We start from the raw sequence: 26,506 nt of genomic DNA, 5'->3' as shown, positions 1-26,506 counted from the left end.
ACGCGCAGAAATAAGCTTTATGGGGGCCGTCACAAGATAGATCCAAGATACAAATGGGCTCGATTCTAGACACGGCCTATGAAGTTGCGCTGAAGCGCCTGGCATTGTCATGACAAAACCCGGCTGTCTGGCCCCACACAGTGCAAAGCCCATTACATTCTGGGCTCCAGCTTTTCTCGCGCTTCAAGACACATGACCCCAGCAACCGCTTACGCCACCCCGGGCGACCTCAGCCCTTCCAGGCGCCTGGGACAGTTCACCTGGGTCACTTTGATGTGCTTGTTGGCTTGGGATTTTTCCGGCCTAGACAGGACGGTGATGCACTGGATTGCCGACGGCAGCGGCTTTGGCCTGCGCGACAACTGGTGGATGGAAGAAATTTTGCACACCCGGGCCAAACAACTGGCCATCTGGGTCTACCTCGGCCTTCTGGTCATGGTCTGGTGGCCGCAAGGCGCGATGCGCCAGTTGACCCGCTTGCAACGCAGCGAAATCATGACGGGCATCACGCTGGGGCTCATCACCATCAGCACCCTCAAGCGCTTCAGCCTGACCAGTTGTCCATGGGATTTGCAAGATTTTGGCGGTGCAGCAAGCTATGTATCGCACTGGCATTGGGGCGTGCTGGATGGTGGCGCAGGCCATTGTTTCCCTGGCGGACACGCTTCATCGGCCCTTGCCTTTGTCGGCTTGGCTTTGCCGTGGCTCGGTTCAGGGTTAGCGGCTCAACGCGCACTGGGGCGACGCATCCTGGTCGGCGTGCTTGTGACCGGCCTGGTTTTAGGCCTCACACAAACCTTGCGTGGCGCGCACTACCCCAGCCACACCTTCTGGACAGGCTTCATCTGCTGGGCGGTGGCTGTGGCCAACCACTTGTTGTTTGGCTGGCTGGCTCACCAACGGCAAAGCCGCCACCCTTAAGCCCGCGACCACGCTAGCGCCCTCAGCTAGAACCCTAGGCAGCACACCGGGTTTGGCCCACAATGCCTGCACAGACAGCCAACAAGGCTGCGCAGGGAGACATGATGGTGAACACCCCCCAAGCATTGGGCTCTTGGCTGCGCCTTGCGCTCACGCCCGGCATCGGGCCTGACGCCGCCAGGCGCTTGCTGGCCGCATTTGGCGAACCCGATGCGATCTTTGGTCAAGCCGAGTCAGGCTTGCGCCAAGTTGTATCGGCACTGCAAGCCAAGGCGCTGCGTGAAACGCCCCTGGGCTGGCCCGAACTGACCGACGAAACCTGGCGCTGGCTCCAAGCCACCCCAGAAGCAGGCATTGGCCGGGCCGTGGTCACGCTCGGCGATGCCGACTACCCCGGCGCTTTGCTGGACATCCCCGATCCACCGATGATGCTGTACGCCATGGGCCAGACCCACGCCCTGTCGAAGCTGCAAGCGACGCGCACGGTGGCCATGGTCGGCAGCCGCAACCCGACGCCCCAAGGCCTGATCAATGCCCGCGAATTTGCCCGCAGCCTGGCCGGCAGCGGACTGACCGTCATCTCCGGCATGGCGCTGGGTGTGGATGGCGCGGCACATGAAGGTGCGCTGTTGGGTGCGCATGAGGTGAGCGCACTGGACGGCCACCTGCCCACCATCGCCGTGGTCGGCACTGGGCTGGACCGGGTTTATCCGCGCCAGCACCGCGACCTGGCGCACCAGATTGCCCAAAGGGGGCTGATCCTCAGCGAATACCCTCTGGGCACACCCCCACTGGCCCCTAATTTTCCGCGCCGCAACCGGCTGATTTCGGGCTTGGCGCAAGCCACACTGGTGGTTGAGGCGGCCTTGCAATCGGGCTCACTCATCACCGCCAAGCAAGCACTCGAGCAAGGCCGCGATGTGATGGCCATCCCGGGCTCCATTCACTCGGCCCAATCCAAAGGCTGTCATTGGCTCATCAAGCAAGGGGCCAAACTGGTGGAGTCCGCACAAGACGTACTGGAAGAACTGCACCTGCCCGACCCGATGCGGGCAGTACCCTTGGCACTGGACAGCGCTGCGGACGGCGCTGTGGACGGCGAAACGCGGGGCACATATTCCGACGAATCCGACGATGCGCTGCTCCGCGCTTTGGGCCACGACCCGGTGAGTCTGGACGCCCTGCAAGCCCGCTGCGGCTGGAGCACCGCACAGCTGCAAGCGCAATTGCTGGAGCTGGAACTGCTGGGACAAGTGGGGCGCTTGCCGGGTGGGCTGTTTCAGCGGGTAGGGGCGGGATAGGCTGACTGGCTTCGTCACTCCCGACTTATGACGTTGTCACCCGCGACTTATTGACGCCGTCACCCGCGACGACGTTGTCACCCCTGACTTGCGACGTTGTCACCCGCGACGATGTTGTCACCCCTGACTTGTGACGTTGTCACCCGCGACTTGTGACGTTGTCACCCCCGACTTGATCGGGGGTCCATGCCTTCGTTGCAGATAGATACCCGGTCAGGCCGGGCATGACAGCATTGATGACAGCTGCGGCAACAACACTGCGGGGAATGACAGCTGCGCCAACAACACTGCAGGGCATAACGACATTGAGGCCAGGTGCGGCACAAGGCTGTAGGGTGTGAAGACATTTACGCCGGGCATGCCGGCAATCAAGCCCGGCTTGGGAGGGTCAGACCACTGCGCCCGAATTTTCGTCGCCGGGGTCGTTGTCTTTCTTGAGCGGCTTGATCAGGTCTTCGCGCTGAATGCCCAGCCACATGGCAATGGCGGCCGCCACAAACACCGACGAGTAAATGCCGAACAGAATGCCGATGGTCAAGGCCATGGCGAAGTAGTGCAGCGTCTCGCCACCGAACAGCAGCATCGACAGCACCATGATCTGGGTCGAACCATGGGTGATGATGGTGCGGCTGATGGTCGATGTGATCGCGTTGTCGATGATCTCGACGGTGTTCATCTTGCGGTAACGGCGGAAGTTCTCGCGGATCCGGTCAAAAATCACCACCGATTCGTTGACCGAGTAACCCAGCACCGCCAGCACCGCCGCCAACACCGCCAGTGAAAACTCCCACTGGAAGAAGGCAAAAAAGCCCAAGATGATGATCACGTCGTGCAAGTTGGCGATGATGGCCGAGACCGCGAACTTCCACTCGAAGCGGATGGCCAAGTAAATCATGATGCCCAGCACCACAAAGCCCAGCGCCTTCAAGCCGTCTTCGGCCAGCTCGTCGCCCACTTGGGGACCCACAAACTCGGTGCGGCGCAGCGTGACATCGGGGCTATCAGCCTTCAAGGCCGCCAACACCTTGTCGCTTTGCTGTGCCGAGCTCACGCCTTTTTGCGCGGGCAAACGGATCATCACATCGCGTGCCGAACCAAAGTTTTGCACCTGCACTTCAGAAAATCCCAGCGTGCTCACCGTGCCGCGCACCTTTTGCAAGTCTGCGGGCTGGCTGTAACTGACTTCCATCAGCGTGCCACCCGTGAACTCCACCGACAGGTGCAGGCCACGGCTGAACAAAAAGAACACCGCCAGCGCAAAAGTGACGAAGGAGATCGCGTTGAACACCAACGCGTTCTTCATGAACGGGATGTCTTTTTTGATTTTGAATAATTCCATGGTCCTGTCCCCTTAATCGGCCTTCACCGCAGTGCCAGCGTCAGGCCGCCACACGGTGCCAATCGACACCGATTTGAGTTTCTTTTTGCCGCCGTACCAGAGGTTGACCAGGCCGCGCGAAAAGAACACGGCCGAGAACATGCTGGTCAAAATGCCGATGCAGTGCACCACCGCAAAGCCGCGCACCGGGCCAGAACCAAAGGCCAACAAGGCCACGCCCGCGATCAAGGTGGTGATGTTGGAGTCAAAAATCGTGGCCCAAGCGCGGTCGTAACCGGCATGAATGGCCGCTTGCGGGCTGACCCCGTTGCGCAGCTCTTCACGCACACGCTCGTTGATCAACACGTTCGAGTCGATCGCCATGCCCAAAGCCAGCGCCATCGCGGCCATGCCGGGCAAGGTCAAGGTCGCTTGCAGCATCGACAAAATGGCCACCAAGAACAGCAAGTTCACGCCCAGCGCAATGCCCGAGAACAGGCCGAACATGGCGTAATAAACCACCATGAAAGCCACGATCACCAAGAAACCCCAGGTCACGCTGTTGAAACCTTTGGCGATGTTTTCGGCACCCAGGCTGGGGCCAATGGTGCGCTCTTCAATGATCTCCATCGGCGCAGCCAAAGAACCTGCACGCAAAAGCAGCGCCGTGTCGTTGGCTTCGGCGGTGGTCATGCGGCCAGAAATCTGCACACGGCCGCCACCGATTTCGGCGCGAATCACCGGTGCCGTCACCACTTCGCCCTTGCCCTTTTCGAACAAGATGATGGCCATGCGCTTGCCCACGTTGTCGCGCGTCACGTCCTTGAAGATGCGTGCGCCCTTGGCGTCCAGCGTCAGGTTGACGACCGGCTCTTGGGTCTGTCCATCAAAACCCGGTTGCGCATCGGTCAGGTTGTCACCGGTGAGCACCACTTGTTTTTTGACGATCAAGGGGCGACCATCGCGCTCCAAGTAGCGTTCAGCGCCAAACGGCACGATGCCGCCCGCTTGCTCTGCACCACGCGCTTCGGTGCTCTCGTCCACCATGCGCACTTCGAGCGTGGCGGTGCGGCCCAAAATGTCTTTGGCCTTGGCCGTGTCCTGCACACCGGGCAACTGCACCACGATGCGGTCCAGACCTTGCTGCTGAATCACCGGCTCGGCCACGCCCAGCTCGTTGATCCGGTTGTGCAGCGTGGTGATGTTTTGCTTCAAAGCCTGCTCTTGCACCTTGCGGGCCGCTTCGGGCTTGATGCTGGCGGTCAGGCGGAACTCGCTGCCGTCTGCCGCGTCTTGCGTCTGCAAATCCGGAAATTGGGCCGACAACACGCGCTTGGCGGCTTCAAGCTGTTGCGCATCGCGCAGACGGACTTCGATGGTTTGGCCATTGCGACTGATACCGCCATGGCGCACGTCTTTTTCGCGCAGCAGGCTGCGCAGGTCACCCGTGATGGCCTCCACCTTTTGCGTCAACGCGGCCTGCATGTCGACCTGCAACATGAAGTGCACGCCCCCGCGCAAGTCCAAGCCCAAATACATGGGCGAAGCGTGCAAGGCCGTCAACCAGGCGGGTGAGCGCGACACCAAATTCAAAGCCACCACAAACTGGGGATCGGCCCCGTCAGGGATCAAGGCCTTTTGAATCGCGTCTTTGGCCTTGAGTTGCTGGTCGGTGTTCTCGAAGCGGGCCCGGATCGAGCCACCCTCCAGACTCACTGTTTGGGGGATGACCGAAGCGGCCTTCAGGGCGTCTTCGACCTTTTGCAGAGCCTGGGTGTCAACCTTGATGGTCGCTTTGGCCGACGAGACCTGCACCGCAGGGGCTTCACCAAAAAAGTTGGGCAGGGTGTAGACCACCCCCAGCAACATGGCGATCACGATGATCGCGTATTTCCAGACCGGGTAACGGTTCATAGTGACTCGCGTGCAGGATGAAAAATCGGGGCCGGCAACGGCCAAAGCCCCATGGATGAGCCCGGGTAAATTACTTCAGGGTGCCTTTAGGCAAGACCTGAACCACCGCGCTGCGCTGCATTTGCACTTCGACGCCAGCCGTCAATTCCACACCAATGTAGGCGTCACCGATCTTGCTGACTTTGCCCAGCAAACCACCAGCGGTCACGATTTCGTCGCCTTTAGCCAAGGCATCGATCATGCTGCGGTGCTCTTTTTGCTTTTTCATTTGGGGGCGGATCATGACGAAATACAAGACCGCAAACATCAACAGCAAAGGCAACATGCTCATCAAAGTGGACTGCATGTCGCCACCAGCGGCAGCGGCTGGAGCGGTTTGGGCAAAAGCGGAAGAAATGAACATGGAAGCTCCACAAAAAGGCAAATTCGGGTTTGATCGGGTGACGCGTGCGCGCCCCGCGGACGAAGCCGCCATTGTATGCGGCGCTATGATGCCGCCCAAAAGCCTTTTGACACGACGGAATGCCCTCGCAAACCGCGCCCCACGGAAAGAAACACCCCCTTGAATTCGCGTTTGTGGGCCATGCTGGCCTTGATGGGCAGCTTGGTGTCTTTGTCGGTTGGCACCTCGTTTGCCAAAAGCCTGTTTCCCGCCTTAGGGGCCGAGGGCACCACGGCTTATCGCCTCGTGTTTGCCATGCTGATGCTGATGGCCGTGTTCCGACCCTGGCGTCGCCGCTGGGTCTGGGCCGACGCCCTGCCGCTGGGCCTGTATGGCGTCACTTTGGGTGTCATGAACTTGCTGTTTTACAGCGCCATCAAGACCATTCCGTTTGGGGTGGCGATTGCCATCGAGTTCACCGGCCCCCTGGCCGTTGCCGTCTGGACCTCGCAAAAGGCCAGCGACTGGCTGTGGGTGGCGCTGGCGGCGCTGGGTTTGGGACTGTTGCTGCCTTTGCCCGGCGCCCAAGCGGCCACAGCACTTGACCCGCAGGGCATGGGGCTGGCGTTGGCAGCAGGCATTTGTTGGGCGCTTTACATCGTCTTTGGCCAGCGTGTAGCCATGCGCTACGGCGGCATGGCCACGCCGCTGGGCATGTTGGCCGCCGCGCTGGTGGTGGCCCCCATTGGGGTGCTCCACGCAGGCAGCGCCTTGTTCGATCCGCAGTGGCTGATGGCAGGCCTGGCCGTGGCGCTGCTGTCGAGCGCCATTCCTTATGCGCTGGAAATGTTTGCGCTGAACCACCTGCCCAAAAACACCTTCAGCATCTTGCTCAGCCTAGAGCCCGCCGTGGGCGCACTGGCCGGTTGGCTGGTGCTGTCCGAGCGCTTGACGCTGTTCCAGGGTTTGGCCATCGCGATGGTGATGGCCGCCTCGATGGGCACGGCATGGTCAGCAGGGCGCTCGGCCTCAACATCCAATTAACAGGCATTCGCAAGCGGGGGCTCGCTCCTGCACGCGGCGCACCTTATTTGGGCTTGGGCTCTTCGGGCTTCACGTCGCTGGCAGCCGCATCCTTCGGCTTGACCTGTTCAGGCTTGGCTTCGGGCTTGGCGTCTGATTTGACATCCCCCTTGGCGTCCCCCTTCCCGTCAGGCTTGGCGTCTGATTTGGCGTCGGCCTTTGGGTCACTCTTGAGCTTTTCCAGCTGCTTGAGCATCCAGCTGCGTTTTTCCAGGCGCTCTTGCTCGCGCCGTTCCAGTTCTTGCAAACGCCGGGCGTGGTCAGCCTCGGCCTTGGCTTTGCGTTCACGGGCTTGAGCCGCAATGGCCTCTATCGCCATTTGCTCTTCACGCTCTCGCGCTTCGATGGCCGCCTTCACTTTGGCTTGTTCTTCGGCCAACTGCTGGTCTTTCAGGGCTTGCTCTTGCTTTTGACGGGCCACTTTGGCACCCGCAGTTTCTCTCACGCCCGTGCCCCAAGGCTGCTTGTCCAGCTGCCTGCGAATGGCCGCCTCAGCACTGATGGGCCGGGTTTTGCCGTTTTCGGTCACGCTGTAAAAACCCTCGCACCGGGTCTTCACACCGGATTGCACACAAGCAAAGCTCTTGGGGTTTTGCTCGCCCCATGCTTTTTTCTGTGCCAAAAAGGCATCGCATTGGCCCATCGCACGCTGGATTTTCCAATCCTCGGGGCTCGACTCTTGGCTGTTCATGTCGAACCACTCGATGCGCACACGGTCCAACTGCAAAGCCGTTCGCACGCATTCGGCTTTGGCCTGCCCCATGGCGGCTAAACCACTGAGCCACGCGGCACGCAAAGCCACGTTGTCATTCACGACTTGAAACTGGGTGCGGCCCAGCGTGGGGCAGGCGTTGACCACCTCGTCGTTGACCCGCTTGGATTTGCCGCGCCAAGTGACAACGACCGATTCGGCGTCTTGCGGCGTGATGTCGATGCGGGCCTCGAAGTAAGGGGCACGCACTTCGCGCTCCAAACTGGCTTGACCCTGGATCGAAATTTCCAGATTGCACACTTGCTCGGCGTTTTGCACACGCGCAGCTACGACCACGGTGTTGGCTTGCTCTGCCAACAACTGGTATTGCCCAGCCTTGACCGGCACAGCCAAGGCCAGCCCCCCCAAAAGGGCGGCCACAAAGCCCCCGAGCTTCAGGGCGCGTTCACAGATTGAATTTGATTGCATGACAGATAAGAATCGGCTCGAGCCGCCTGTTCTTGAGCGCCCCATGACGGCCCCATCACCGCCCCACAAAAACCGGCTTGCGACGCTCGGCAAACGCAGCACGCCCCTCGGCAAAGTCGGCGCTGCGGCTGGTCATGTGCTCGCGCTCGCGCAAACGGGCGGTGTCGGCCTGGCCGGTTTCGATCTCGCGCAGCGACTTTTTGGTTTCCTGAACGGCCAGCGGGGCCAGGGCCAAAATGTCCTGCACCAGCGCCAGCAAAGTGGTGCGCCATTCTTCTGGCGTCGCCAGAGCTTCAAACAGGCCCATGGCATCCAGCTGGCTGGCAGTGAAAGGCCGCGCCGTCAAAAACGCGCGTCTGGCCCCCGCCAGCCCAAACCGACTCACATAACGCTGCAAACCGCTGGGGTAGTAATGCAGGCCCAGCGCCGTGGCGGGCATGCGCCACTCGATGCCCTGCAGACCGATGCGCAGATCACACGCCAGCACCACATCGGTGGCACCGCCATACACACTGCCGTTCAGGGCGCAAATGGTGACGGGGCGCAGCGCAGCCAACGCATCGGGAATTTCTTCAAAGAACGACGACCCATGACCGGGCTCGTCAAAACCGCCAATGTCATAACCCGCGCAAAACACCGGCTTGGGCTGACCCGCCGTGTTGGCGGTCAGCACCAGCACACGCACATCAGGCTGGTGGTTGACGCTTTCAAAATGCGCCAACAAAGCCTTGAGGTCACCGTTTTCCAGACGATTGCGCTGGGCTGGACGGTTCAAGGTGATGGTGGCCACGCCGCCTTCGATGTGCAAAACAGGGGCAGAGGCTTGGGCCAAGGCAGATGACATGGGTGAATTCCAAAACAAAAAGGGTGCCCGAAGACACCCTGATTGTAGAAAGCGAGCGGCGAGCGCCCACTTATTGAGCAGAAGCTCAGGCTTTGACTTTGGCCTTGGACATGGCGGCTTTGACCGAAGCTTCGGCTTGGGCTGTGGCGGCCTTGAGGTTGGTCTCGGCTGTGTCAGCGGCTTGCTTTGCCACTTTTTTCAGGCTCTCAGCAGCAGTCTGGCTGGCTTCGAAAGCAGTCTTGAAGACGGCAACAGCAGCGTCAGAACCGGCTGGGGCGTTTTTCAGGCTGGTCTCGACCAAGCTTTTGACCGCTTTTTCGGATTCGGCCATTTTGCTTTCGACAGCTTTGGTGAACTCGGCACCTGTGCTGTTGGCGATGTCAGACAGGTGACGGCCATAAGACACCGACTTTTCGAAAGCAGGCTGCACCAAAGCGGCTTGCACGGCCATCATGTCTTGAGGTGTTTTGGCACCCATCAAAGCTTGCATGTTGGACAGTGTTTCGCCCACAGCGGCTTTGCCAGCGGCCATGTTCAGCTCAACCAGACGCTCGAAACCAGCGAAAGCGGTTTGCGACAGGTCGGCAGCAGAAGTCAGGTTGGCTTGCTGGGCGGCGGCGAATTGTTCGGCATTGAAGTTCATGGTGTGTTCCTTGGAAAGGTTTGTTGCAATGCAGCAATTTGAACAGTTCACCGTGACCAACACAAGGGAAAACCCTCTCTTTAGAGTCCCCTCTCCAATTGGCCCCCAAATGGCCATGTGTGTGCAACAGCGCCCAGACAAAGCGGGCAGCAGGTGTTTCAAGCCCCGCTTGGCGACGCGGCACCCGACCTCACTACACTTGGCACAACGGCCATCCCGGCCAAGACACTTTGCATGTATGGAATTTCTCAGTCTGCTGTTCTTATTGGCCACGGCCATCCACTGGCTCAACACCCAAGGCCAGCGCAAACGCACCGCCCTGCTGGCCGAGCAATTGCGCCCGTACCAAATTGAAAAGCACATGGAGCAACTCACGGGTGCTTACATGCGGGCACTGGGCGAAGCGGAGCCCGAGCGTCAGTTGCAGATTTTGCAACTGCAAGAAGCCGCCGAGCAGCAACTGGCCACCGAGTTCCAGAATTTGGCCCTCGAATTTGCCAAGCTACCGGCGCCTGTGACACGGGGCCTCAAGCTGGCGCTGCCCTTCCTTGACCAACTCTCGCCTAAGGCCTGCTTTGACATGCGCCGCATGCTGACGGTGCACGCCCAAGGCATTGAGCGCACCGTGACCAACCGTCAAGGCCTGGCCCCCAAAGCGCGCGCCTTCCGCATGATGGGCGAGATGTTCCTGATGCAGCACAGCTGCCACTGGTTTTGCAAATCCAAAACCATCGCCTCGGCCCGCATGTTGACGCAACACCAAACCCGCCATGAGCAAGCGCTGGATGCGGTCAGCCCCGAAACGCGCGAAGCGTATCTGGATGTGGTTCAGGCCTGACGCACGCCGCCATGCGACGGCATGGGCATCAAGCTTGCGCCTCGGCCTCTGGCCACAAACTCGGAAAATAAAAGCGCAGCGCGTGTTGGGGCACACCTAAACGCAGCTTGCCATGGGGCGAGTCACTTTCCAGCAAGCCCCTTTTCAGCAGGGCTGACACCTGCGCCGTGGCCAAGCGATCGCCCAATCCCAACATGGCCTTGAAGTCGGCCCTGTCCAGCTCAGCTTGCGAAGCAAACGAGTAATGCAGCGCCCTCAAAGCTTCGGAGCGCACGCCTTGCTTGACCACGTTTTCTTCGTAGGCCAGGCATGCCGCCATGCGGTCCTTCATGCCATCGAGTGAAAGCAAACCGGCCATGAAGTCGACTTGATCAGTGCACACCCCCAACACGTAATCAATCCAGCGAATCAAGCCTGACTCGCTCAGGTTGCCCCGGCCATCCAGATCGCCGGCACGGGGTTCATCGGCTGCGGCCAAGTTGGCGTCATACGCCTCATGCGTACGCGCAAAGCCCCGCAACGGCGACCACAAACCGTGGGTCAGCCCCATCTGCCCCAAAACCAGATGGCTGTGCAGCCGCACCACACGTCCATTGCCATCTGCAAAAGGATGAATCCAGGCCAGCCGCTGGTGCGCCGCGGCCATGGCCACCAACTGAAGCTCGCCGCGGCGCAGCCCCGAATACCCAGAAGACCACCGCGCCAAAAAAGCAGGCAAAGCCGCCGCAGCGGGTGCGACATGACGCCCCACACTCACCTCGCACTCACGAAGGACACCCGGCTGCAAGGTTTGAAAGCCAGCAGACGAATCGATCTGGCGATCGGCTTCGGGCAAACGGGCAAACAAATCCTGATGGATATTGCACACAGCCTGCACCGACCAGACTTGGGCGGTGTTCCATACGGGCCACTGCGCCTCCAGTTGTGCCTCGGTGGCCATGTGGGCCAACGCCATGCGTTGGCGACGGGCCTTGTCAGCATCCTGCGCGTAGTCGTTGCGCAGGGCTTGTTCGATCTCCAGCGGCAAGGTGTGCTGCCCCTCGATCTTGTTGGAGTAGTACGAGTTCATGGCCCGCAACGATGAGCGCAGCCCCGGCAGTGCCCCACGCGGGCACCAGCCCGACAAACGGTCTGCCTTGCGGATCAGGTCATGCGCACGCTCCAGCAATGGGCCCATTCGGTGCTCAGCAGGCAACAAGGGCTCCATCTGTGCGGGATGGTCATAAAGCTGGAATTTTTGCGACTTTGACATAACACGTAAGTCTATGTCATATATGAATATTTAACAAAGCATGAAATAATTTTTGCGACTTTGAATGCGGCTTTCATTAAGCCCCCGCCCGCTGCTTCAAATAACTGCCGACCATGTGGCGACTGGTGCGCTGAAGGCCCATCAGCAAAGCGTGGTCTGTTTGGGTGCAGCCATAGCGGGTTTTCAGGTCATGCTGCATCTGCGCCAGCAAATGGGCGGCCATTTCGGCATCGGCCAGTGCCCGGTGGGCACGACCCGACGCGGGCAAATGGTGCAGCGCCGCCAGCGTGCCCAGCTTGTGGTTGAGCGCTTGCGGGTACAGGCGGCGCGACAGCAGCAAAGTGCAGGCAAAGGCGTGTGAACCGTCTTGACCGCAACGGGCCAGCTCGGCCTGCCAAAACTTTTTGTCAAACGCCGCGTTGTGCGCCACCATGGGCCGCCCGCCCACAAAGCGGGCCGCCTCGCGCATCACCTGCTCGGCCGGGGGCGCGGCCTGCACCATCTCGTTGGTGATGCCCGTGAGCTGGGTAATGAAACTGTTGACCCGCACCCCGGCGTTCATCAGGCTCTGATAGCGGTCCACCACCTGCCCGCCTTCGAGCATGACGATGGCCACCTCGGTGGCGCGGTCACCCATATTGGGCGAGATGCCCGTGGTTTCGAAGTCGATGATGGCGATGGGGGTCATGGGTGGCGCAGCGGCAAGCATTCAAGGGAACGGTTCAAGCTTATCCGAAGGCCTTGCCAGCAGCGCCGCAAAGGCCTGCACAATGCGAAAGAAACTTCTTTCACGCGCCCCCATGCACCCTGGCCCCATCCTTTTCTGCGGCGACCCGCACGGCCAATGGCAGCACATCATCGATGCCGCCTTGCAAACCCAAGCCCGCGCCGTCATCTTGCTGGGCGACCTAGAGCCAGCACGGCCGCTGCACATCGAACTGGAAGCCATTTGGGAGCGCGTCTGGTTCATCCACGGCAACCACGACACCGACCATGCAAGCCACTTTGCCAACGTCTGGCACCCTGAGCTGGCCGAACGGAGCCTGCATGGCCGCGTGGTCACGCTGCCATGCGGCACGCGGGTGGCCGGGCTGGGCGGTGTGTTTCGCGGTGCGGTGTGGTACCCCAAAGACGCACAAGCGCCCAGGTTTCACAACCGCCAAGCGCACGCCCGCATCACCCCACACCAAGACCGCTGGCAAAACGGCGTGCAGCTGAAACACTGGTCCAGCATCTACCCCGACGAAGTCGAACAACTGGCCAGCCAACAAGCCGACATCCTCATCACCCACGAAGCGCCGGGCTACCACGAACACGGATTCAAAGAGCTGGACACACTGGCCCGCCGCATGGGCGTGCGCATGACGGTGCACGGCCACCAGCACGACTGCATTGACAGCAGCGCCCACTGGGCAGCGCAAGGCTTTCAGAGTTATGGGGTGGGGCTGCGGGGGATGATGGCGGTGGGGGGTGAATTGACCGTCAACTGACATCAACAGTACAATAAATTGGTTAAATATATACAATGCAAAGATCAAAATTTGCATTCAGCGATACAAATGCTCGACCCTAACGATGCAATCATCCTCGCTTGTGCCGCCCAAGGCGGGGCCATGGCCAGTGTGGCGACCGAGCAAACCGGCCTGACGCGGGTGGCCGTGTCGCGTCGCATCAAGAAGCTGGCCGACAGTGGCTATTTGCAGCGGCACGGCACAGGCACGCGGCAAACCTACAGCCTGGGCAACAAGCGCTTTTGGCTGGGCCTGCAGCAGCGCGAAAGCATTTTGCAGCGCGGCGGCGAAATGGCCGTTTGGGAGCAGCGCCTTGCGCCCCTGCTGACCGACCTCAAGCCCAACGTCAAAAGCCTGGTGAACACCGCATTCACCGAAATGCTCAACAACGCGCTGGACCACTCCAACGGTTTGCAGGTGCTCATGGGCATGCACATGCAAGACGGACAGTTGGAAATGTTGGTGGCCGATGACGGCGAAGGGATCTTTTACAAAATCGCCGGATCGGCACACCTTTTTGATGAGCGCTTGGCCATTTTGGAGTTGGCCAAAGGCAAGTTCACCACGGCTGCCCAAGGCCATTCGGGCATGGGCATTTTTGTGTCGTCCCGCATGATGGACGGCTTCGTCATCGAATCGTGTGGCCTGCGTTTTGACCCCAACGAGGCCAGCACCCCCTTGGCCCGTTTTGACTGGATCGACGTGAACGCCGCTCTGAAGCCGTCACAGGTGCAAACCGTGGTGCGCATGTCGCTGGCGGTGGACAGCACCCGCACCTGCAACGATGTGTATTTCAAATACTTTGAAGCCAGCAACGTGGGCGAGGCAGAACCCGGTGAAGCCTTTCACACCACAGAAATCCCGGTGCGTCTGGCCCAACTGAGCAGCGAGCTGGTCTCGCGCTCGCAAGCCAAATGGGTCATGAACCGCGCCACACAGTTCAAGACCGTGGTGCTTGACTTTGAAGGCGTGGCCCACGTCGGCCAAGCCTTTGTGGATGAAGTTTTTCGCGTCTTTGCCACCGCACACCCCCATGTTCGGCTCAAGACCATGGGCATGACACCCGAGGTGGCCAAGCTCGTGAGCTTGTTTGGAGGGGCCTGATTCCACAGGCCTCGTGCCCGTGGCTCAATCGATTGACGCCATCCCGCACCGAAGCCAGATCTTGTTGCCCCACCTGCCGCGTGGAAATCATCAGGACAACAGAGTCGATCACGCCTTTGCGCAGGTCGCGTCTGGGAGGAAGCATGGGCAGGTATTTGGACGCATGCTGGCACGTCAACCCAGGCAAAGCCCTGGTGCACAAACGCGTCGCCAATTTTTATGCTGAACGCCTTCTTCCACTGGAGGCAGCATGCACACCGCACCCGACCCAAGCACCACACCCATTTATGGCGTTCGCCCCAGCAAGCCCGGCTTGTATCTGGGCTTGTTTCATGGCCGCGACACGCCCAATGAAGCCATGAACGACTGGGGCTTTGATAGCCCGACCATTGGGCCGCTCAGGTACTTTCACACCACCTATGCCTGTTCGGTGAATATGGAATTTGTCTGCCCCACAGATGCCCAACTGCTCACAGGCACCCACGACACGCTCATGGACTTGGCCATCAATGGCGACCTGCTGTGCTTTGACGGCAAGCTGTACGGCGACTGGACGGTGTATTGGGTCTCGCCCGAAGAGTGCTTCAGGCCACCCGACACCTTTCGCCAAAACAACAGGCCCAATGATTTGCGCAGGCAAGCAAAACCGGTCCCGTGGGACGAGGACAGCTAACATCCGCGATCAGGGAGAACAACACATGCCACGATCCACCGACTGGACGCGCAACGAAACATTGGCGGCGTTTCACATTTACCTGCAGCTGCCATTTGGGCAGCTGCACCGCAACCAACCGCGCATCGTGCAGTTGTCGCAGTGGATCGGGCGCACCGCCGACGCAATAGCCATGAAGCTGGGAAACTTGGCCAGCCTCGACCCTCAAATTGTGGCCAGTGGTCGGCGTGGCATGGGCCATGCGTCTAAGCTTGACGAGAAAATTTGGGATGAATTTTTGGCGACGAATGACACTGTGGTCGCCGAAGCGGCCATGTCCTTTGGCCACTATGCAGAACAAAACGGCCTGCCACCGTTTGTGGACGTGCTGGACGAAGTGCCCGAGATTGCAGAAGGCAAAACCACCACGGCCATCGTGCAGGTACGCGTCAACCAAGCCCGGTTTCGCCGCGCCATCTTGGCCAGCTACAACGCCACCTGCTGCATGAGCGGCCTGCGCGTGCCCAAGCTGCTGGTGGCCAGCCACATCGTGCCGTGGAGCATGGACACCCAAAACCGCCTGAACCCCAGCAACGGCCTGTGCCTATCAGCCCTGCACGACCGGGCCTATGACCAAGGGCTGATCACGGTGTTACCGGACTTCACCATCGGCGTGGGCGAAGCACTGCGTCACGCCGAGTTGGATCCGTTTGCACAAAGCAGCTTGGCGCAATGCCAAGGCCAAGCCATCCGCCTGCCCGAACGCTTTCGGCCTGCGCCTGCGTTTTTGGAAGCGCATGCGCGGAGGTTTGGGTTTTTGTGAGGAAGCGTGAAACCGAGTAATTTGAAGACTTTTACTCAAAAAAGAAACGACAATCAGTTTCAATACTTATTTCGCCTGTCTGCTTGCACACCCCATGACCGAAAAGAACGAGCCAACGTCCATCGTTGACTATTACAACGACCGCGCCGAGCAATTTTTCAGCTCCACTTTGCGGGTGGACATGGGTCCAATTTACAAGCGTTTTCTTGACGGTCTTGCCCCAGGCGCAAGCATCTTGGATGCGGGTTGCGGTTCGGGGCGTGATGCGCGTGCATTTGCTGACCGTGGCTTCATCGTCAGTGCTTTTGATGCGTCTGTTGAACTGGCCAAGCGGGCCAGTGAGCACTGTGGCTTTGCGGTGGATGTTCGGCGCTTTGAAGATGTGGATGAGGTCGCCCAATACGATGCGATCTGGTGCTGCGCCAGTTTGCTGCATGTGCCGCTTTGGAACATGCCGGGGGTGTTGTCAAAACTGTGGGCAGCGCTGAAAGCTGGTGGCCGCATTTATGTGAGCTACAAGCTTGGCAGCGGCGAGCGTGAACACGACGGTCGACGGTTTACAGATGCCGACGAAGACGCCGTGCGTGCTTGGTTGGGGGCCATGCCCGAGCTGCTGCGCATGGAGTTTTGGCAAACCCAAGACCAGCGGCCCGACCGAACTGAAAGCTGGACCAATGCTTTGGCCCACCGTTCGACTGGGCCAGACAAGCGACTGGTCACGGGCGGCGACGACCATTTTTTGCCGCACCTGTCAGCCGCTTTTGCGCGGTCCAATCAGGCTGATTTGGCGGTGTCCTTTGTCAAGACCTCGGGGCTGCGTTTGCTACTGCCCGATTTGCAAGGCATGGCCCAAGCAGGTGACACCCATCGCGTTCGGGTGTTGACCAGCGACTATTTGGACATCACCGACCCAGAGGCTTTGCGCTTGCTGCTCTTGCTGCAAGAAAGCGGTGCCGAGGTGCGCGTGTACGCCACGCAAAATCAAGACAGCTTCCACCTCAAAGCCTATGTGTTCGCCCGCTTCGAAGCCGGGCAGTTGGAGTCTGGCACCGCCTTCATTGGGTCCAGCAACATCAGCAGCAAAGCCCTGCGCGATGGGCTGGAGTGGAACTACCGCGTGGTGTTTCCGCAAGATACCGGTTATCTGGAAGCACGCGAACGGTTTGAAGAACTTTTTGCGCATCCCAAAACCATGGCCTTGTCCGACAGTTGGATCGAGGCCTATGAGCAGCGGCGCTTGCCGCCCACGCGCTCGGTGGCGCCCGGCAGCCACGAACAAGAAGCGCCACCACTGCCCAACGACATTCAGCAAGAAGCCCTGACCGCACTGGCCTACACCCGCGAAAACGGTTATCGGCGCGGCCTAGTGGTTTTGGCAACGGGTCTTGGCAAGACATGGCTGGCCGCTTTTGATGCGGTGCGCATGGGGGCACGGCGCATTTTGTTTGTGGCGCATCGCGAAGAAATTTTGAGCCAAGCGGCGGCCACCTTCATCCGCATCTTGCCCGGCAAGCGTGTGGGTTATTACACCGGGCGCAGCCGCGATGGCGATGTGGACGTGCTGTGTGCATCGGTGCAAACGCTGGGCAAGGCGGCGCACCTGGAGCGCTTTGCACCGCAGCACTTTGATTACATCGTGGTGGACGAATTCCACCACGCCGCTGCGGCCACTTACAAACGCTTGCTGGCGCACTTTGCGCCCTCGTTTTTGTTGGGCTTAACGGCCACACCCGACCGCACAGACCAGTCGGACATCTTGACTTTGTGTGACGACAACCTGGTCTTCGGCTGCAACCTGTTTGCGGGAATCACCAGCGGCTTGTTGGCCCCGTTTCATTACTACGGCGTTCACGACGAATCGGTCGATTACAAGGAAGTGCCTTGGCGCAATGGACGCTTTGATCCTGAAGAACTTTCGAACAAATTGGCCACCTTGGCGCGTGCGCGTCATGCCCTAGCGCAGTGGCGTGCCAAGGCCCAGCAGCGCACGCTGGCGTTTTGTGTGTCCACCCGACATGCCGATTTCATGGCCGAGCATTTCACGCGTGCTGGCGTGTCGGCCGCTGCGGTGTATTCGGGCTCTGTGCTGGGGCGTGCACAGGCGCTCGAAAAACTGGAAGACGGCAGTTTGCAAGTTTTGTTCTCGGTGGACTTGTTCAATGAGGGCGTGGACTTGCCCAGCATTGACACGGTGCTGATGCTCCGGCCCACCGAATCCAAGATTTTGTTTTTGCAGCAGTTGGGGCGCGGCCTGCGGCGGCACGAAGGCAAGCAGCAGTTGGTGGTGCTGGACTTCATTGGCAATCACCAAGCCTTTTTGGGCAAACCGCAAGCCTTGTTTGGTGTGGGCGCCACGTACAAAGCCTTGGCGGAATTTGGGCGCAAGGCAGAAAAGAACGCACTGGAGTTGCCAAACGGTTGTTACGTCAATTACGACCTGTCGATCATCGAGTTTCTGAAATCGCTCGATGGCGCTGGAACGCAAAAAGATTACGAGGCGCTTCGGGCTGTGCTGGGCCGCAGGCCCACCCTCACTGAGTTTTACCACTCGGGCAGCAGCATGCAGGACATGCGTCGGCGCGAAGGCCATTGGTTTGCATTGGTCCAAAGCATGGGTGATTTGTCTGCAGACGAAGCCGCCGTTGCCGAGCTATTCCAAATGGTCTTGCGCGAAGTCGAAACCACGGCCATGACCAAAAGCTTCAAGGCTGTCACGCTAGAGGCGTGGCTGGAACTGGGTGGCCTGCGACAGCCTGTTGCGCTGGGCGCATTGGCAGCCCATTCGCGTGCGGTACTCGACCGCCGTCGTCCTTTGTTGTCTGACCTCGATGCGAAGATGCTGACCACCCCGGGCACCGATGCCGCATGGGCGCGGTATTGGCTGGACAACCCCATCAAAGCCTGGACGGGCGGCAACCTCAAAAACCCGGCATCGGTGCCGTTCGAGGTGCGTGATGGCTGCTTTGGGTTCAAACAAGCCGTTGCGGATTCTGACGCGGCAACACTTGCAGACATGCTGCAAGAACTGGTCGATTACAGGCTGGCCGCTTACGAGGTGCGCAGGGTTGCTGTGGAGCCCGCCAGCAATGTGATTCCCTTCCCCGTCAAGCGGCGCGAGACGGTGGAGTTGCCGTATTTCCCCAACCTCAAAATTGCGTGCGGCCATTTCAAAACCGGACGGGCTGACGCCGAAGAGCACCGGGCCTTGCCCCTAGCCTATGGCACTTTGGACCCCAGTCGCCACTTCATTGCCCGCGCATCGGGCAACTCGATGAACGGTGGCAAAAACCCGGTGTTGGACGGTGACTATTTGCTGCTGGAGTTGATCACGCCCAGTCGTGCAGGCTCGATCACGGGCAACGTCGTGGCCATCGAGCGGCAAGACGACAGCGGCGACAACCAGTACCTGCTACGGGTGGTCACCAAGGGCCGCGATGGCCAATACATTCTGAAAGCCAACAACCCGGACTACGAAGACCTGACGGCCACCGACGACATGCGCACGCTCGCTCGCCTGCGCAACATCATCGATCCACTGGATCTGGCGCTCGGTGAGTCTTTCATGCGCGAAGACATTCCGGCGCTGTTTGGCGAGGCCTACAACCCCGGTAATTGGCATGCCAGCCATGTGGTGCTGGCCCAGAAAAAGGCGCACATCTTGCTAGTCACGCTCAACAAACAAGGCCGGGCTGACGAGCACAAGTACATGGACCACTGGATCGATGACACGCACTTTCACTGGCAAAGCCAGAACGCCACCGACCCGACCCGCAAACGCGGCGACGAAATCATCCGTCACGCCGCTTTAGGCATCGACATCCACCTCTTTGTGCGCGACGCCAAGCTGGCCGCTGGCAAGGCGGCTCCCTTCACGTATCACGGCTGCGTGCGCTACCAGTCGCACCAGGGCAGCAGGCCCATGAGCATCGTGTTTGGGCTTGATGCGGCGCGGGGTAATTTGCAGGGCTAGATTTGCAGGCACGGCTCACAGGCTCAACTTCGGACAAACGCAAGCAGAAGCTGGTAGTCACCTTGGTCTGCAGCTCGCAGGGCTGCCAGGTACCGTGCCCGAACATCGTTGGCGGCAACCAGACTGCCGCCGCTTCCCCATGTGAACGCAGTTTGGCCAAGGCTTCTCAGCAATGCGTCGGCCATCATGCGTGAATGTCGTCCATTGCCATTGGGGAAGGGGTGAATCCAGACCAGATCGCGGTGAAAGCGTGCTGCGATTTCGTCAGGGGGAAACGTGGCGTTATCGACCCACCAACGCGTGTTGTCGAACAGGTTCTTGAGCCGCACCGCGACCTGCGTCCAATCGCAGCCTATGTTCTTGTCCGATTTGCGAAACGTGCCCGCCCACGCCCACGTCTTCCCGAACATCTGCTCGTGCAGCTCTCGGCAGAACCCTTCGCTCAGCACTTGCGGTGCTTTGACCCGCTTGAGCCAGCGCACGGCGCGCAGGATGTTTTCCTGCTCCCAGTCGTTCAGGTCGCCCTTGGTGGCCAGGTACTCCGGAATGAGCCCGGCTTTCTCGTCGGGGTCCAGGGGTGTCTGGCCGTCCTGTTCGTCGAGGTCTATCGCCATAGGTCTGACCAACGGCCGCGAAGCAATTCTTCGGTCCTGCGTTCCACCTGTTTGCGAAGCCGTTCTGCGCCGGGGCGCTGGTCTTCAAGACCCATGGTGTGGGCCACGCTTGCAACCTCTTCCATCGCGATGGTGCGAGCGCGTTCCTGAACCACGTCCGTGAGCGGGCGTCTTGGAACCAGTGCGTAGACCAGTTCGCAATCCAGTCCATCAGCAAGTTTGCGCAGTTGTCCGAGCGAGATTCGGTCATCCGCTTCGGATTGTTCGGACTTGTGCAGCGTTGCCCCCGAGACGCCCAGCCGCTCAGCCTGCTGGCGTTCCGTTCGACCCAGGGCTTCTCGGATGAGCTTCAGCCATCCCCGAGACGGTGGCTGCCGCTTCACCAAGTCCGCGTAGCCTGAAAGGGTGGACTGCACTTGTTCGAGTCGAAGCTGGTTCAGTTCAGAAGACATTGCTAGCCTATAGGCTGGTTAATTTGATTTTAATGATAGCCTAATTAGAAGCAAGTTTCAATTAATTGCTTCCTTAAAGAGAATCAGTCAAAGTCATTTTGCTGCACTTTTAGCAAGCATACAAGGCCACGTTGGGCGCACCAAAGCAAAGGGCCCATAAGTTTTTCAACTTATGGGCCCCTTTTTCTCAGCTTATGGGTACGGCTACAAGATCGATCAAATATCAATGTTCCCCGCCCGCAGCGCATTGCTCTCGATGAAGTGGCGGCGTGGTTCGACCTCGTCGCCCATGAGCATGGTGAACACGCGGTCGGCTTCGATGGCGTCGTCGATCTGCACGCGCAGCAGGCGGCGCACGGTCGGGTCCATGGTGGTTTCCCACAGTTGGGCGGGGTTCATTTCGCCCAAGCCCTTGTAACGCTGGCGGCTGGTGGTGCGTTCGGCTTCGCTGATGAGCCAATGCATGGCCTGGCGGAAGTCGCCCACTTTTTCTTCTTTCTGGCGCTCGCCTTCACCGCGGCTGGCTTTGGCACCTTCGCTCAACAAGCCACGGAAAGTTTCGGCCGCTTCGGCCAGTGCGCCATAGTCGGCGCCGTGCACAAAGTCTTGCGTGATGATGCTGCTCTTGATGTTGCCGTGGTGACGGCGGCTGATGCGCAGAATGGGCTTGTCGGTGCGCACGTCGAACTCGGCGGCCACTTCGGCCGGAATGCCTGTGGTGTTGAGTTCACGCAGTTTGGCTTGCAGCGCGGGGGCGCAGGCTGCGGCTTGGTCCAGCGTGTCCAGATTCAACGATACGCCGTCGGCCATGGCACGCAGGGCTTCGGCGTCCATGAAGTTGGACAGGCGGGCAATGACGTGTTCAGCCACTTGGTGTTTACGGGCCAGCGCTTCGAGTGTTTCACCCGTCAGCACTTGCGGCGCAGCGCCACCGGTTGTGATGCTGGCGTCTTTGAGCGCGATGCGCAGCAAGAAGCCGTCAAGCGCCGGGCCGTCTTTGAGGTACAGCTCTTCTTTGCCGGCCTTGACTTTGTAAAGCGGTGGCTGGGCAATGTAGATGTGGCCACGTTCGACCAGGTCGGGCATTTGGCGATAGAAGAAGGTCAGCAACAAGGTGCGGATGTGCGCGCCGTCCACGTCGGCATCGGTCATGATGATGATGCGGTGGTAGCGCAGTTTGTCGACGTTGAAGTCGTCGGTGCCGCTCTTGCCGGATTCGGCGCTGGCCTTGCCAATGCCGGTGCCCAAGGCGGTGATGAGCGTGATGATTTCGTTGCTGGTCAGCAATTTTTCGTAACGGGCTTTTTCGACGTTCAGGATCTTGCCGCGCAGGGGCAGGATGGCCTGGAATTTACGGTCGCGACCTTGCTTGGCCGAGCCTCCGGCGGAGTCGCCCTCGACGATGTAGATTTCGCACAGGGCCGGGTCTTTTTCTTGGCAGTCGGCCAGTTTGCCGGGCAAACCCATGCCGTCCAGCACGCCTTTGCGGCGCGTCATTTCGCGGGCTTTGCGGGCGGCTTCACGGGCGCGGGCAGCTTCGACAATTTTGCCGCAGATGATCTTGGCGTCGTTCGGGCGCTCTTCCAGATAGTCATTCAGCGCCTTGGCCACGATGTCTTCCACCGGGGCACGCACTTCGCTGGACACCAGCTTGTCTTTGGTCTGGCTAGAGAATTTGGGCTCGGGCACTTTGACGCTCAAAACACAGCACAGGCCTTCGCGCATGTCGTCGCCGCTGACTTCGACTTTTTGCTTTTTGGCGATCTCGTTTTTCTCGATGTACTTGCTGATGACACGGGTCATCGCAGCACGCAGGCCGGTCAGGTGGGTGCCACCGTCACGCTGCGGGATGTTGTTGGTGAAGCAGAGCACCGATTCGTTGTAGCCGTCGTTCCATTGCATGGCCACTTCGACACCGATGCTGGTGCCAGGAATGCCGCCGTAGCTGTCGGCCGGGCGTTCGCCGTTGGCATGGAAGGCGTTGGGGTGCAACACTTTTTTGTTGGCATTGATGAAGTCAACAAATCCCTTGACGCCACCAGCACCCGAAAAGTCGTCTTCTTTGCCGCTGCGCTCGTCTTTCAGGCGAATGCGCACGCCGTTGTTGAGGAAGGACAGTTCACGCAAACGCTTGGCCAGAATTTCGTAATGGAAATCGGTGTTTTGCGTGAAGATCTCGGTGTCGGGCAAGAAGTGAACTTCGGTGCCGCGCTTGTCGGTGGCGCCGGTCACACGCATGGGCGAGACTTCAACGCCGCTGACGGTTTCGAGCAAGCGGTTTTGCACAAAGCCTTTGGCAAAGTCGATCTGGTGGACTTTGCCCTCGCGACGCACGGTCAGGCGCAGCCATTTGCTCAAGGCGTTCACGCACGACACACCCACGCCGTGCAAACCGCCCGAGACCTTGTAGCTGTTCTGGTTGAACTTGCCGCCTGCGTGCAGCTCGGTCAGTGCGATCTCTGACGCACTGCGCTTGGGCTCGTGCTTGTCGTCCATCTTCACGCCCGTAGGGATGCCGCGGCCGTTGTCGGTCACGCTGATGGAGTTGTCCGAGTGGATGGTGACGACGATGTCATCGCAATGACCCGCCAGCGCTTCGTCGATCGAGTTGTCCACGACCTCGAACACCAAGTGGTGCAAACCGGTGCCATCGGACGTGTCGCCGATGTACATGCCGGGGCGTTTGCGCACCGCTTCCAGACCTTCCAGAATCTGGATGGAGCCTTCGCCGTAGCCTTCGGATGCACCCGCCTGATGGGCGTCGATCTTGGGTTGAGCGGTGGTGAACGCTTCTTCGCTGGGGTTGATTTCGTCGGTCATGTGAATTTTTCTCTGTCGCTTGAATGGCCGAAACCCGCGAGAGGTCGCGGGTTTCGATAAGGTCTATCGCCTGCTGGCTCGGGCCTCAAATGCGCATCGGCATCACCACGTATTTGAAGTTGTCGTTTTCGGGGATCGTGATCAGCGCCGAGCTGTTGGCATCGGCCAGATCGATGCGGACCATGTCTTGGCCCATGTTGCTGAGCACGTCGATGATGTAGGTGACGTTGAAGCCAATTTCGATGCTGTCGCCACCGTAGTCGATGTCGAGTTCGTCCACGGCTTCTTCTTGTTCAGCGTTGGTCGAGGCCACGCGCAGGCTGCCGGGATCAAGGTTCAGGCGCACGCCCTTGAATTTGTCGCTGGTCAGTATGGCGGTGCGCTGCAGGCAAGACAACAGGGCTTGACGGCCCAGCGTCAGGTTGTTGCTGTGGCCTTTGGGGATCACGCGGTTGTAGTCGGGGAACTTGCCCTCGACCAGCTTGGTCACGAACTCCATGCCGTCAAAACTGAACTTGGCTTGGTTGTTGGCAAACTGCATGTCGATCGCACCATCGGTGTCGGACAGCAAACGCTGCAACTCGAGCACGGTCTTGCGCGGCAAGATGACTTCTTGTTTGGTGGGCACTTCCACGTCGAGCGTGGCGGCTGTGAAGGCCAGGCGGTGGCCATCGGTGGCGACCAAGCTCAGGCGATTGCCTTCGGCCACAAACAAGATGCCGTTGAGGTAATAACGGATGTCGTGCACAGCCATGGCAAATGAAACTTGCCCCAGCAATTGCTTGAGGGTTTTTTGCGGCACGCTGAACACGGGGCCAAAGCTGGCGGCTTCTTGCACCAGCGGAAAGTCTTCTGCGGGCAAGGTCTGCAAGGTGAACTTGGATTTGCCGCCTTTCAGGATCAATTTGGCTTGCGAAGACTCCAGGCTCACGGTCTGGTCTGCAGGCATGGTGCGCAGGATGTCGATGAGTTTGCGGGCCCCCACGGTGGTGGTGAAGTCGCCCGGGTCGCCTTCCATCTCGGCCGTGGTGCGAATCTGGATTTCCAGATCGCTGGTGGTCAGCTGCACAGCGTGGCCCGTTTTGCGGATCAGCACGTTGGCCAACACGGGCAGTGTGTGACGGCGCTCGACAATGCCGGACACGGATTGCAGGACCGACAACAATTTGTCTTGGGTGGCCTTCAGGACGATCATGGGTGTCTACCTTTGGTGGTTCTTTTGAGGCGTCAGCCCGCGATGGGCAGATGGATGCAAACAGAGTACATTTTCGCCGTTTTTTAGCTGTTTTTCCGGCCGCAGACCCGTGATTGGGCATTCTTTTGCAGGGAATCGGGCTTGGACTTTGCAGGGGCGAGCTCCTGCTGAAAAAACACGGGCGCTCATCAGCCCTTCAGGGTCTGTTCCAGCACATGCAGTTGCTGGTTGAGTTCGGTCAGCTGCAGACGCTCGGCGTTGATTTTGCGCACGGCGTGCAGAACGGTGGTGTGGTCACGCCCGCCAAACAGCTCGCCGATCTCGGGCAGGCTTTTTTGGGTCATTTCCTTGGCCAAGTACATGGCGATCTGGCGCGGCCGGGCAATGCTGGCGGGCCGCTTTTTGCTGTACATGTCGGCGACCTTGATCTTGTAATAGTCGGCTACCGTTTTCTGGATATTTTCGACGCTGATCTGGCGGTTTTGAATGGACAGCAGATCGCGCAAGGCATCTCGGGCCAGCTGGATGGAGATTTCTTTCTGGTTGAAACGCGAATACGCCAGAATTTTGCGCAAAGCACCTTCGAGCTCGCGCACGTTGGAACGCACGTTTTTGGCCACGAAAAATGCCACTTCTTCGGGCATTTCGCTGCCCTCACTGATGGCCTTGTTGATCAGAATGGCCACTCGCATCTCGAGTTCGGGCGGCTCCATGGCCACCGTCAGACCAGAATCAAAGCGCGACACCAAGCGCTCGTGAATGTCGGCCAGCCCCTTGGGGTAGGTGTCGCTGGTCATCACGATGTGGGACTTTTTGGCCAGCAAGGCCTCGAACGCGTTGAAGAATTCTTCTTGGGTGCGGTCTTTGTTGGCAAAAAACTGAACATCGTCGATCAGCAGCAAATCGAGCGAGTGATAGTGGTGCTTGAACTCGTCAAAAGTCTTGCGCTGATAGGCTTTAACCACATCCGACACAAACTGTTCTGCGTGGATGTAGAGAACCTTGGATTCAGGACGGTCCGCCAACAACTTGTTGCCGATGGCGTGCATCAAGTGGGTCTTGCCCAGACCCACGCCGCCGTAGATGAAAAGCGGGTTGTACAAGTGCCCGGGCGAACCCGACACATGCATGGCCGCCGCACGCGCCATCCGGTTGGCCGTGCCCTCGACAAGGGTGTCAAAAGTCAGGGCGGTGTTGAGCCGACTGCGGAAGGTGTTGGTGGCGGGCTCTTCGGGCAAGTCGATCGGCTCGGGGCCATTTTCCATGGACGATGGCGTGGACTGACGCACAGACCTTATGCCGCCATCACGAGGAGTAAGCACTAACTCGATTTGAACTGGGTGCCCTTGCAGGCTTTCCAGCATGGCGGCCAGACGGCCTGCGTATTGGGCACGGATCCAGTCGAGCTTGAAGCGGTTGGCCACAAACAAAGTGAGGCGTTGCTGGTCGTCCGAGATCTGTGCTGTCAGGGGTTTGATCCAGGTGTTGAACTGCTGCTCGGGCAGCTCGCGGGACAGCTCGTCCACGCAAGCCTGCCACAAAGCCTGACCGGCATCCATCGAAAATTCTGGGGTGAGTCCCTCGGACATGTTGTATTTATTTTTTGTGGACAGTTGAGAGAAAAAACGGTAGCGGAATCCGGCTTATCAAGAGCTTATCCACATGCCAGTTCGCATTCGAAGCGGGATC

General features: G+C 59.5%; 22 protein-coding genes. 9 read left to right on the top strand and 13 right to left on the bottom strand.

Going from position 1 to position 26,506, the window contains the following annotated elements; translation table 11 throughout:
* Window positions 1-192: 192 nt before the first annotated feature.
* Window positions 193-921, top strand: a complete 729-nt coding sequence (locus ACZ5RG_RS00110; RefSeq protein ID WP_298598883.1) for a phosphatase PAP2 family protein — start codon at window positions 193-195, stop codon at window positions 919-921.
* Between the two features lie 104 nt (window positions 922-1,025).
* Window positions 1,026-2,222, top strand: coding sequence for a DNA-processing protein DprA (gene dprA, locus ACZ5RG_RS00105; protein ID WP_464447488.1), 1,197 nt, complete (start codon window positions 1,026-1,028; stop codon window positions 2,220-2,222).
* A 388-nt stretch (window positions 2,223-2,610) separates the two neighbouring features.
* On the opposite strand, the gene secF is transcribed toward dprA, so the two are convergent.
* The 3 genes from secF to yajC form a co-directional block, all read right to left on the bottom strand.
* On the bottom strand, window positions 2,611-3,561 hold the full coding sequence (gene secF, locus ACZ5RG_RS00100; protein WP_298598885.1) for a protein translocase subunit SecF: 951 nt from the start codon (window positions 3,559-3,561) through the stop codon (window positions 2,611-2,613).
* Between the two features lie 12 nt (window positions 3,562-3,573).
* A complete protein-coding gene (gene secD / locus ACZ5RG_RS00095) occupies window positions 3,574-5,454 on the bottom strand; it encodes a protein translocase subunit SecD (protein ID WP_464447487.1) in 1,881 nt (626 codons plus the stop codon).
* Between the two features lie 70 nt (window positions 5,455-5,524).
* Window positions 5,525-5,857 (bottom strand): preprotein translocase subunit YajC, encoded by a 333-nt coding sequence (gene yajC, locus ACZ5RG_RS00090; protein WP_019431033.1) that lies wholly within the window; start codon window positions 5,855-5,857, stop codon window positions 5,525-5,527.
* Window positions 5,858-6,037: 180 nt separating this feature from the next.
* Between yajC and ACZ5RG_RS00085 the strand changes: the two genes are divergently transcribed.
* Window positions 6,038-6,880 carry an EamA family transporter gene (locus ACZ5RG_RS00085; RefSeq protein WP_298598904.1) on the top strand — a complete coding sequence of 281 codons (843 nt, stop codon included), beginning with the start codon at window positions 6,038-6,040 and terminating at the stop codon, window positions 6,878-6,880.
* A gap of 43 nt (window positions 6,881-6,923) precedes the next feature.
* On the opposite strand, the gene ACZ5RG_RS00080 is transcribed toward ACZ5RG_RS00085, so the two are convergent.
* The 3 genes from ACZ5RG_RS00080 to phaP all read right to left on the bottom strand — a co-directional run bounded on the left by ACZ5RG_RS00080 (window position 6,924) and on the right by phaP (window position 9,586).
* On the bottom strand, window positions 6,924-8,099 hold the full coding sequence (locus tag ACZ5RG_RS00080) for a hypothetical protein (RefSeq protein ID WP_464447486.1): 1,176 nt from the start codon (window positions 8,097-8,099) through the stop codon (window positions 6,924-6,926).
* Between the two features lie 55 nt (window positions 8,100-8,154).
* Window positions 8,155-8,943 (bottom strand): enoyl-CoA hydratase/isomerase family protein, encoded by a 789-nt coding sequence (locus ACZ5RG_RS00075; RefSeq protein ID WP_298598898.1) that lies wholly within the window; start codon window positions 8,941-8,943, stop codon window positions 8,155-8,157.
* An 85-nt stretch (window positions 8,944-9,028) separates the two neighbouring features.
* Window positions 9,029-9,586 carry a TIGR01841 family phasin gene (gene phaP / locus ACZ5RG_RS00070; RefSeq protein ID WP_312261019.1) on the bottom strand — a complete coding sequence of 186 codons (558 nt, stop codon included), beginning with the start codon at window positions 9,584-9,586 and terminating at the stop codon, window positions 9,029-9,031.
* Window positions 9,587-9,824: 238 nt separating this feature from the next.
* Between phaP and ACZ5RG_RS00065 the strand changes: the two genes are divergently transcribed.
* Window positions 9,825-10,424 (top strand): hypothetical protein, encoded by a 600-nt coding sequence (locus ACZ5RG_RS00065; RefSeq protein WP_464447485.1) that lies wholly within the window; start codon window positions 9,825-9,827, stop codon window positions 10,422-10,424.
* Between the two features lie 28 nt (window positions 10,425-10,452).
* Here ACZ5RG_RS00065 and ACZ5RG_RS00060 read toward each other — a convergent pair whose 3' ends face one another.
* Entirely contained in the window at window positions 10,453-11,676 is a 1,224-nt protein-coding gene (locus ACZ5RG_RS00060) for a Fic family protein (RefSeq protein ID WP_464447484.1), read from the bottom strand.
* 76 nt (window positions 11,677-11,752) lie between these two features.
* Window positions 11,753-12,364 (bottom strand): 3'-5' exonuclease, encoded by a 612-nt coding sequence (locus ACZ5RG_RS00055; RefSeq protein ID WP_464447483.1) that lies wholly within the window; start codon window positions 12,362-12,364, stop codon window positions 11,753-11,755.
* 82 nt (window positions 12,365-12,446) lie between these two features.
* Here ACZ5RG_RS00055 and ACZ5RG_RS00050 point away from each other — a divergent pair, with 82 nt between their 5' ends.
* The 5 genes from ACZ5RG_RS00050 to ACZ5RG_RS00030 all read left to right on the top strand — a co-directional run bounded on the left by ACZ5RG_RS00050 (window position 12,447) and on the right by ACZ5RG_RS00030 (window position 19,736).
* Entirely contained in the window at window positions 12,447-13,166 is a 720-nt protein-coding gene (locus tag ACZ5RG_RS00050; protein WP_464447482.1) for a metallophosphoesterase family protein, read from the top strand.
* Between the two features lie 69 nt (window positions 13,167-13,235).
* Complete coding sequence (locus ACZ5RG_RS00045; protein WP_464447481.1) at window positions 13,236-14,291, top strand: STAS-like domain-containing protein; 1,056 nt, start codon at window positions 13,236-13,238, stop codon at window positions 14,289-14,291.
* A gap of 250 nt (window positions 14,292-14,541) precedes the next feature.
* A complete protein-coding gene (locus tag ACZ5RG_RS00040) occupies window positions 14,542-14,964 on the top strand; it encodes a hypothetical protein (protein WP_464447480.1) in 423 nt (140 codons plus the stop codon).
* A gap of 25 nt (window positions 14,965-14,989) precedes the next feature.
* Window positions 14,990-15,766 (top strand): HNH endonuclease, encoded by a 777-nt coding sequence (locus ACZ5RG_RS00035; protein WP_464447479.1) that lies wholly within the window; start codon window positions 14,990-14,992, stop codon window positions 15,764-15,766.
* Window positions 15,767-15,860: 94 nt separating this feature from the next.
* Window positions 15,861-19,736 carry a DUF3427 domain-containing protein gene (locus ACZ5RG_RS00030; RefSeq protein WP_464447478.1) on the top strand — a complete coding sequence of 1,292 codons (3,876 nt, stop codon included), beginning with the start codon at window positions 15,861-15,863 and terminating at the stop codon, window positions 19,734-19,736.
* A 23-nt stretch (window positions 19,737-19,759) separates the two neighbouring features.
* Here ACZ5RG_RS00030 and ACZ5RG_RS00025 read toward each other — a convergent pair whose 3' ends face one another.
* The 5 genes from ACZ5RG_RS00025 to dnaA form a co-directional block, all read right to left on the bottom strand.
* Complete coding sequence (locus ACZ5RG_RS00025; RefSeq protein ID WP_312261001.1) at window positions 19,760-20,350, bottom strand: mobile mystery protein B; 591 nt, start codon at window positions 20,348-20,350, stop codon at window positions 19,760-19,762.
* Window positions 20,341-20,802, bottom strand: coding sequence for a mobile mystery protein A (locus tag ACZ5RG_RS00020; RefSeq protein WP_312260999.1), 462 nt, complete (start codon window positions 20,800-20,802; stop codon window positions 20,341-20,343). Before ACZ5RG_RS00020 ends, ACZ5RG_RS00025 begins: the two co-directional genes overlap by 10 nt.
* 216 nt (window positions 20,803-21,018) lie before the next feature.
* Window positions 21,019-23,622: a DNA topoisomerase (ATP-hydrolyzing) subunit B gene (gene gyrB, locus ACZ5RG_RS00015; protein WP_315237298.1), complete on the bottom strand. Its 2,604-nt coding sequence runs from the start codon at window positions 23,620-23,622 to the stop codon at window positions 21,019-21,021.
* 85 nt (window positions 23,623-23,707) lie between these two features.
* Window positions 23,708-24,817 carry a DNA polymerase III subunit beta gene (gene dnaN, locus ACZ5RG_RS00010; protein ID WP_019431075.1) on the bottom strand — a complete coding sequence of 370 codons (1,110 nt, stop codon included), beginning with the start codon at window positions 24,815-24,817 and terminating at the stop codon, window positions 23,708-23,710.
* Window positions 24,818-25,005: 188 nt separating this feature from the next.
* Window positions 25,006-26,406 (bottom strand): chromosomal replication initiator protein DnaA, encoded by a 1,401-nt coding sequence (gene dnaA / locus ACZ5RG_RS00005; protein ID WP_312261677.1) that lies wholly within the window; start codon window positions 26,404-26,406, stop codon window positions 25,006-25,008.
* Between the last annotated feature and the right edge of the window lie 100 nt (window positions 26,407-26,506).

This window comes from Limnohabitans sp. TEGF005 (genome assembly GCF_055394835.1).
Note: the sequence above shows the minus strand (reverse complement) of the source record. Positions and strands in the feature narration are given on the sequence as shown.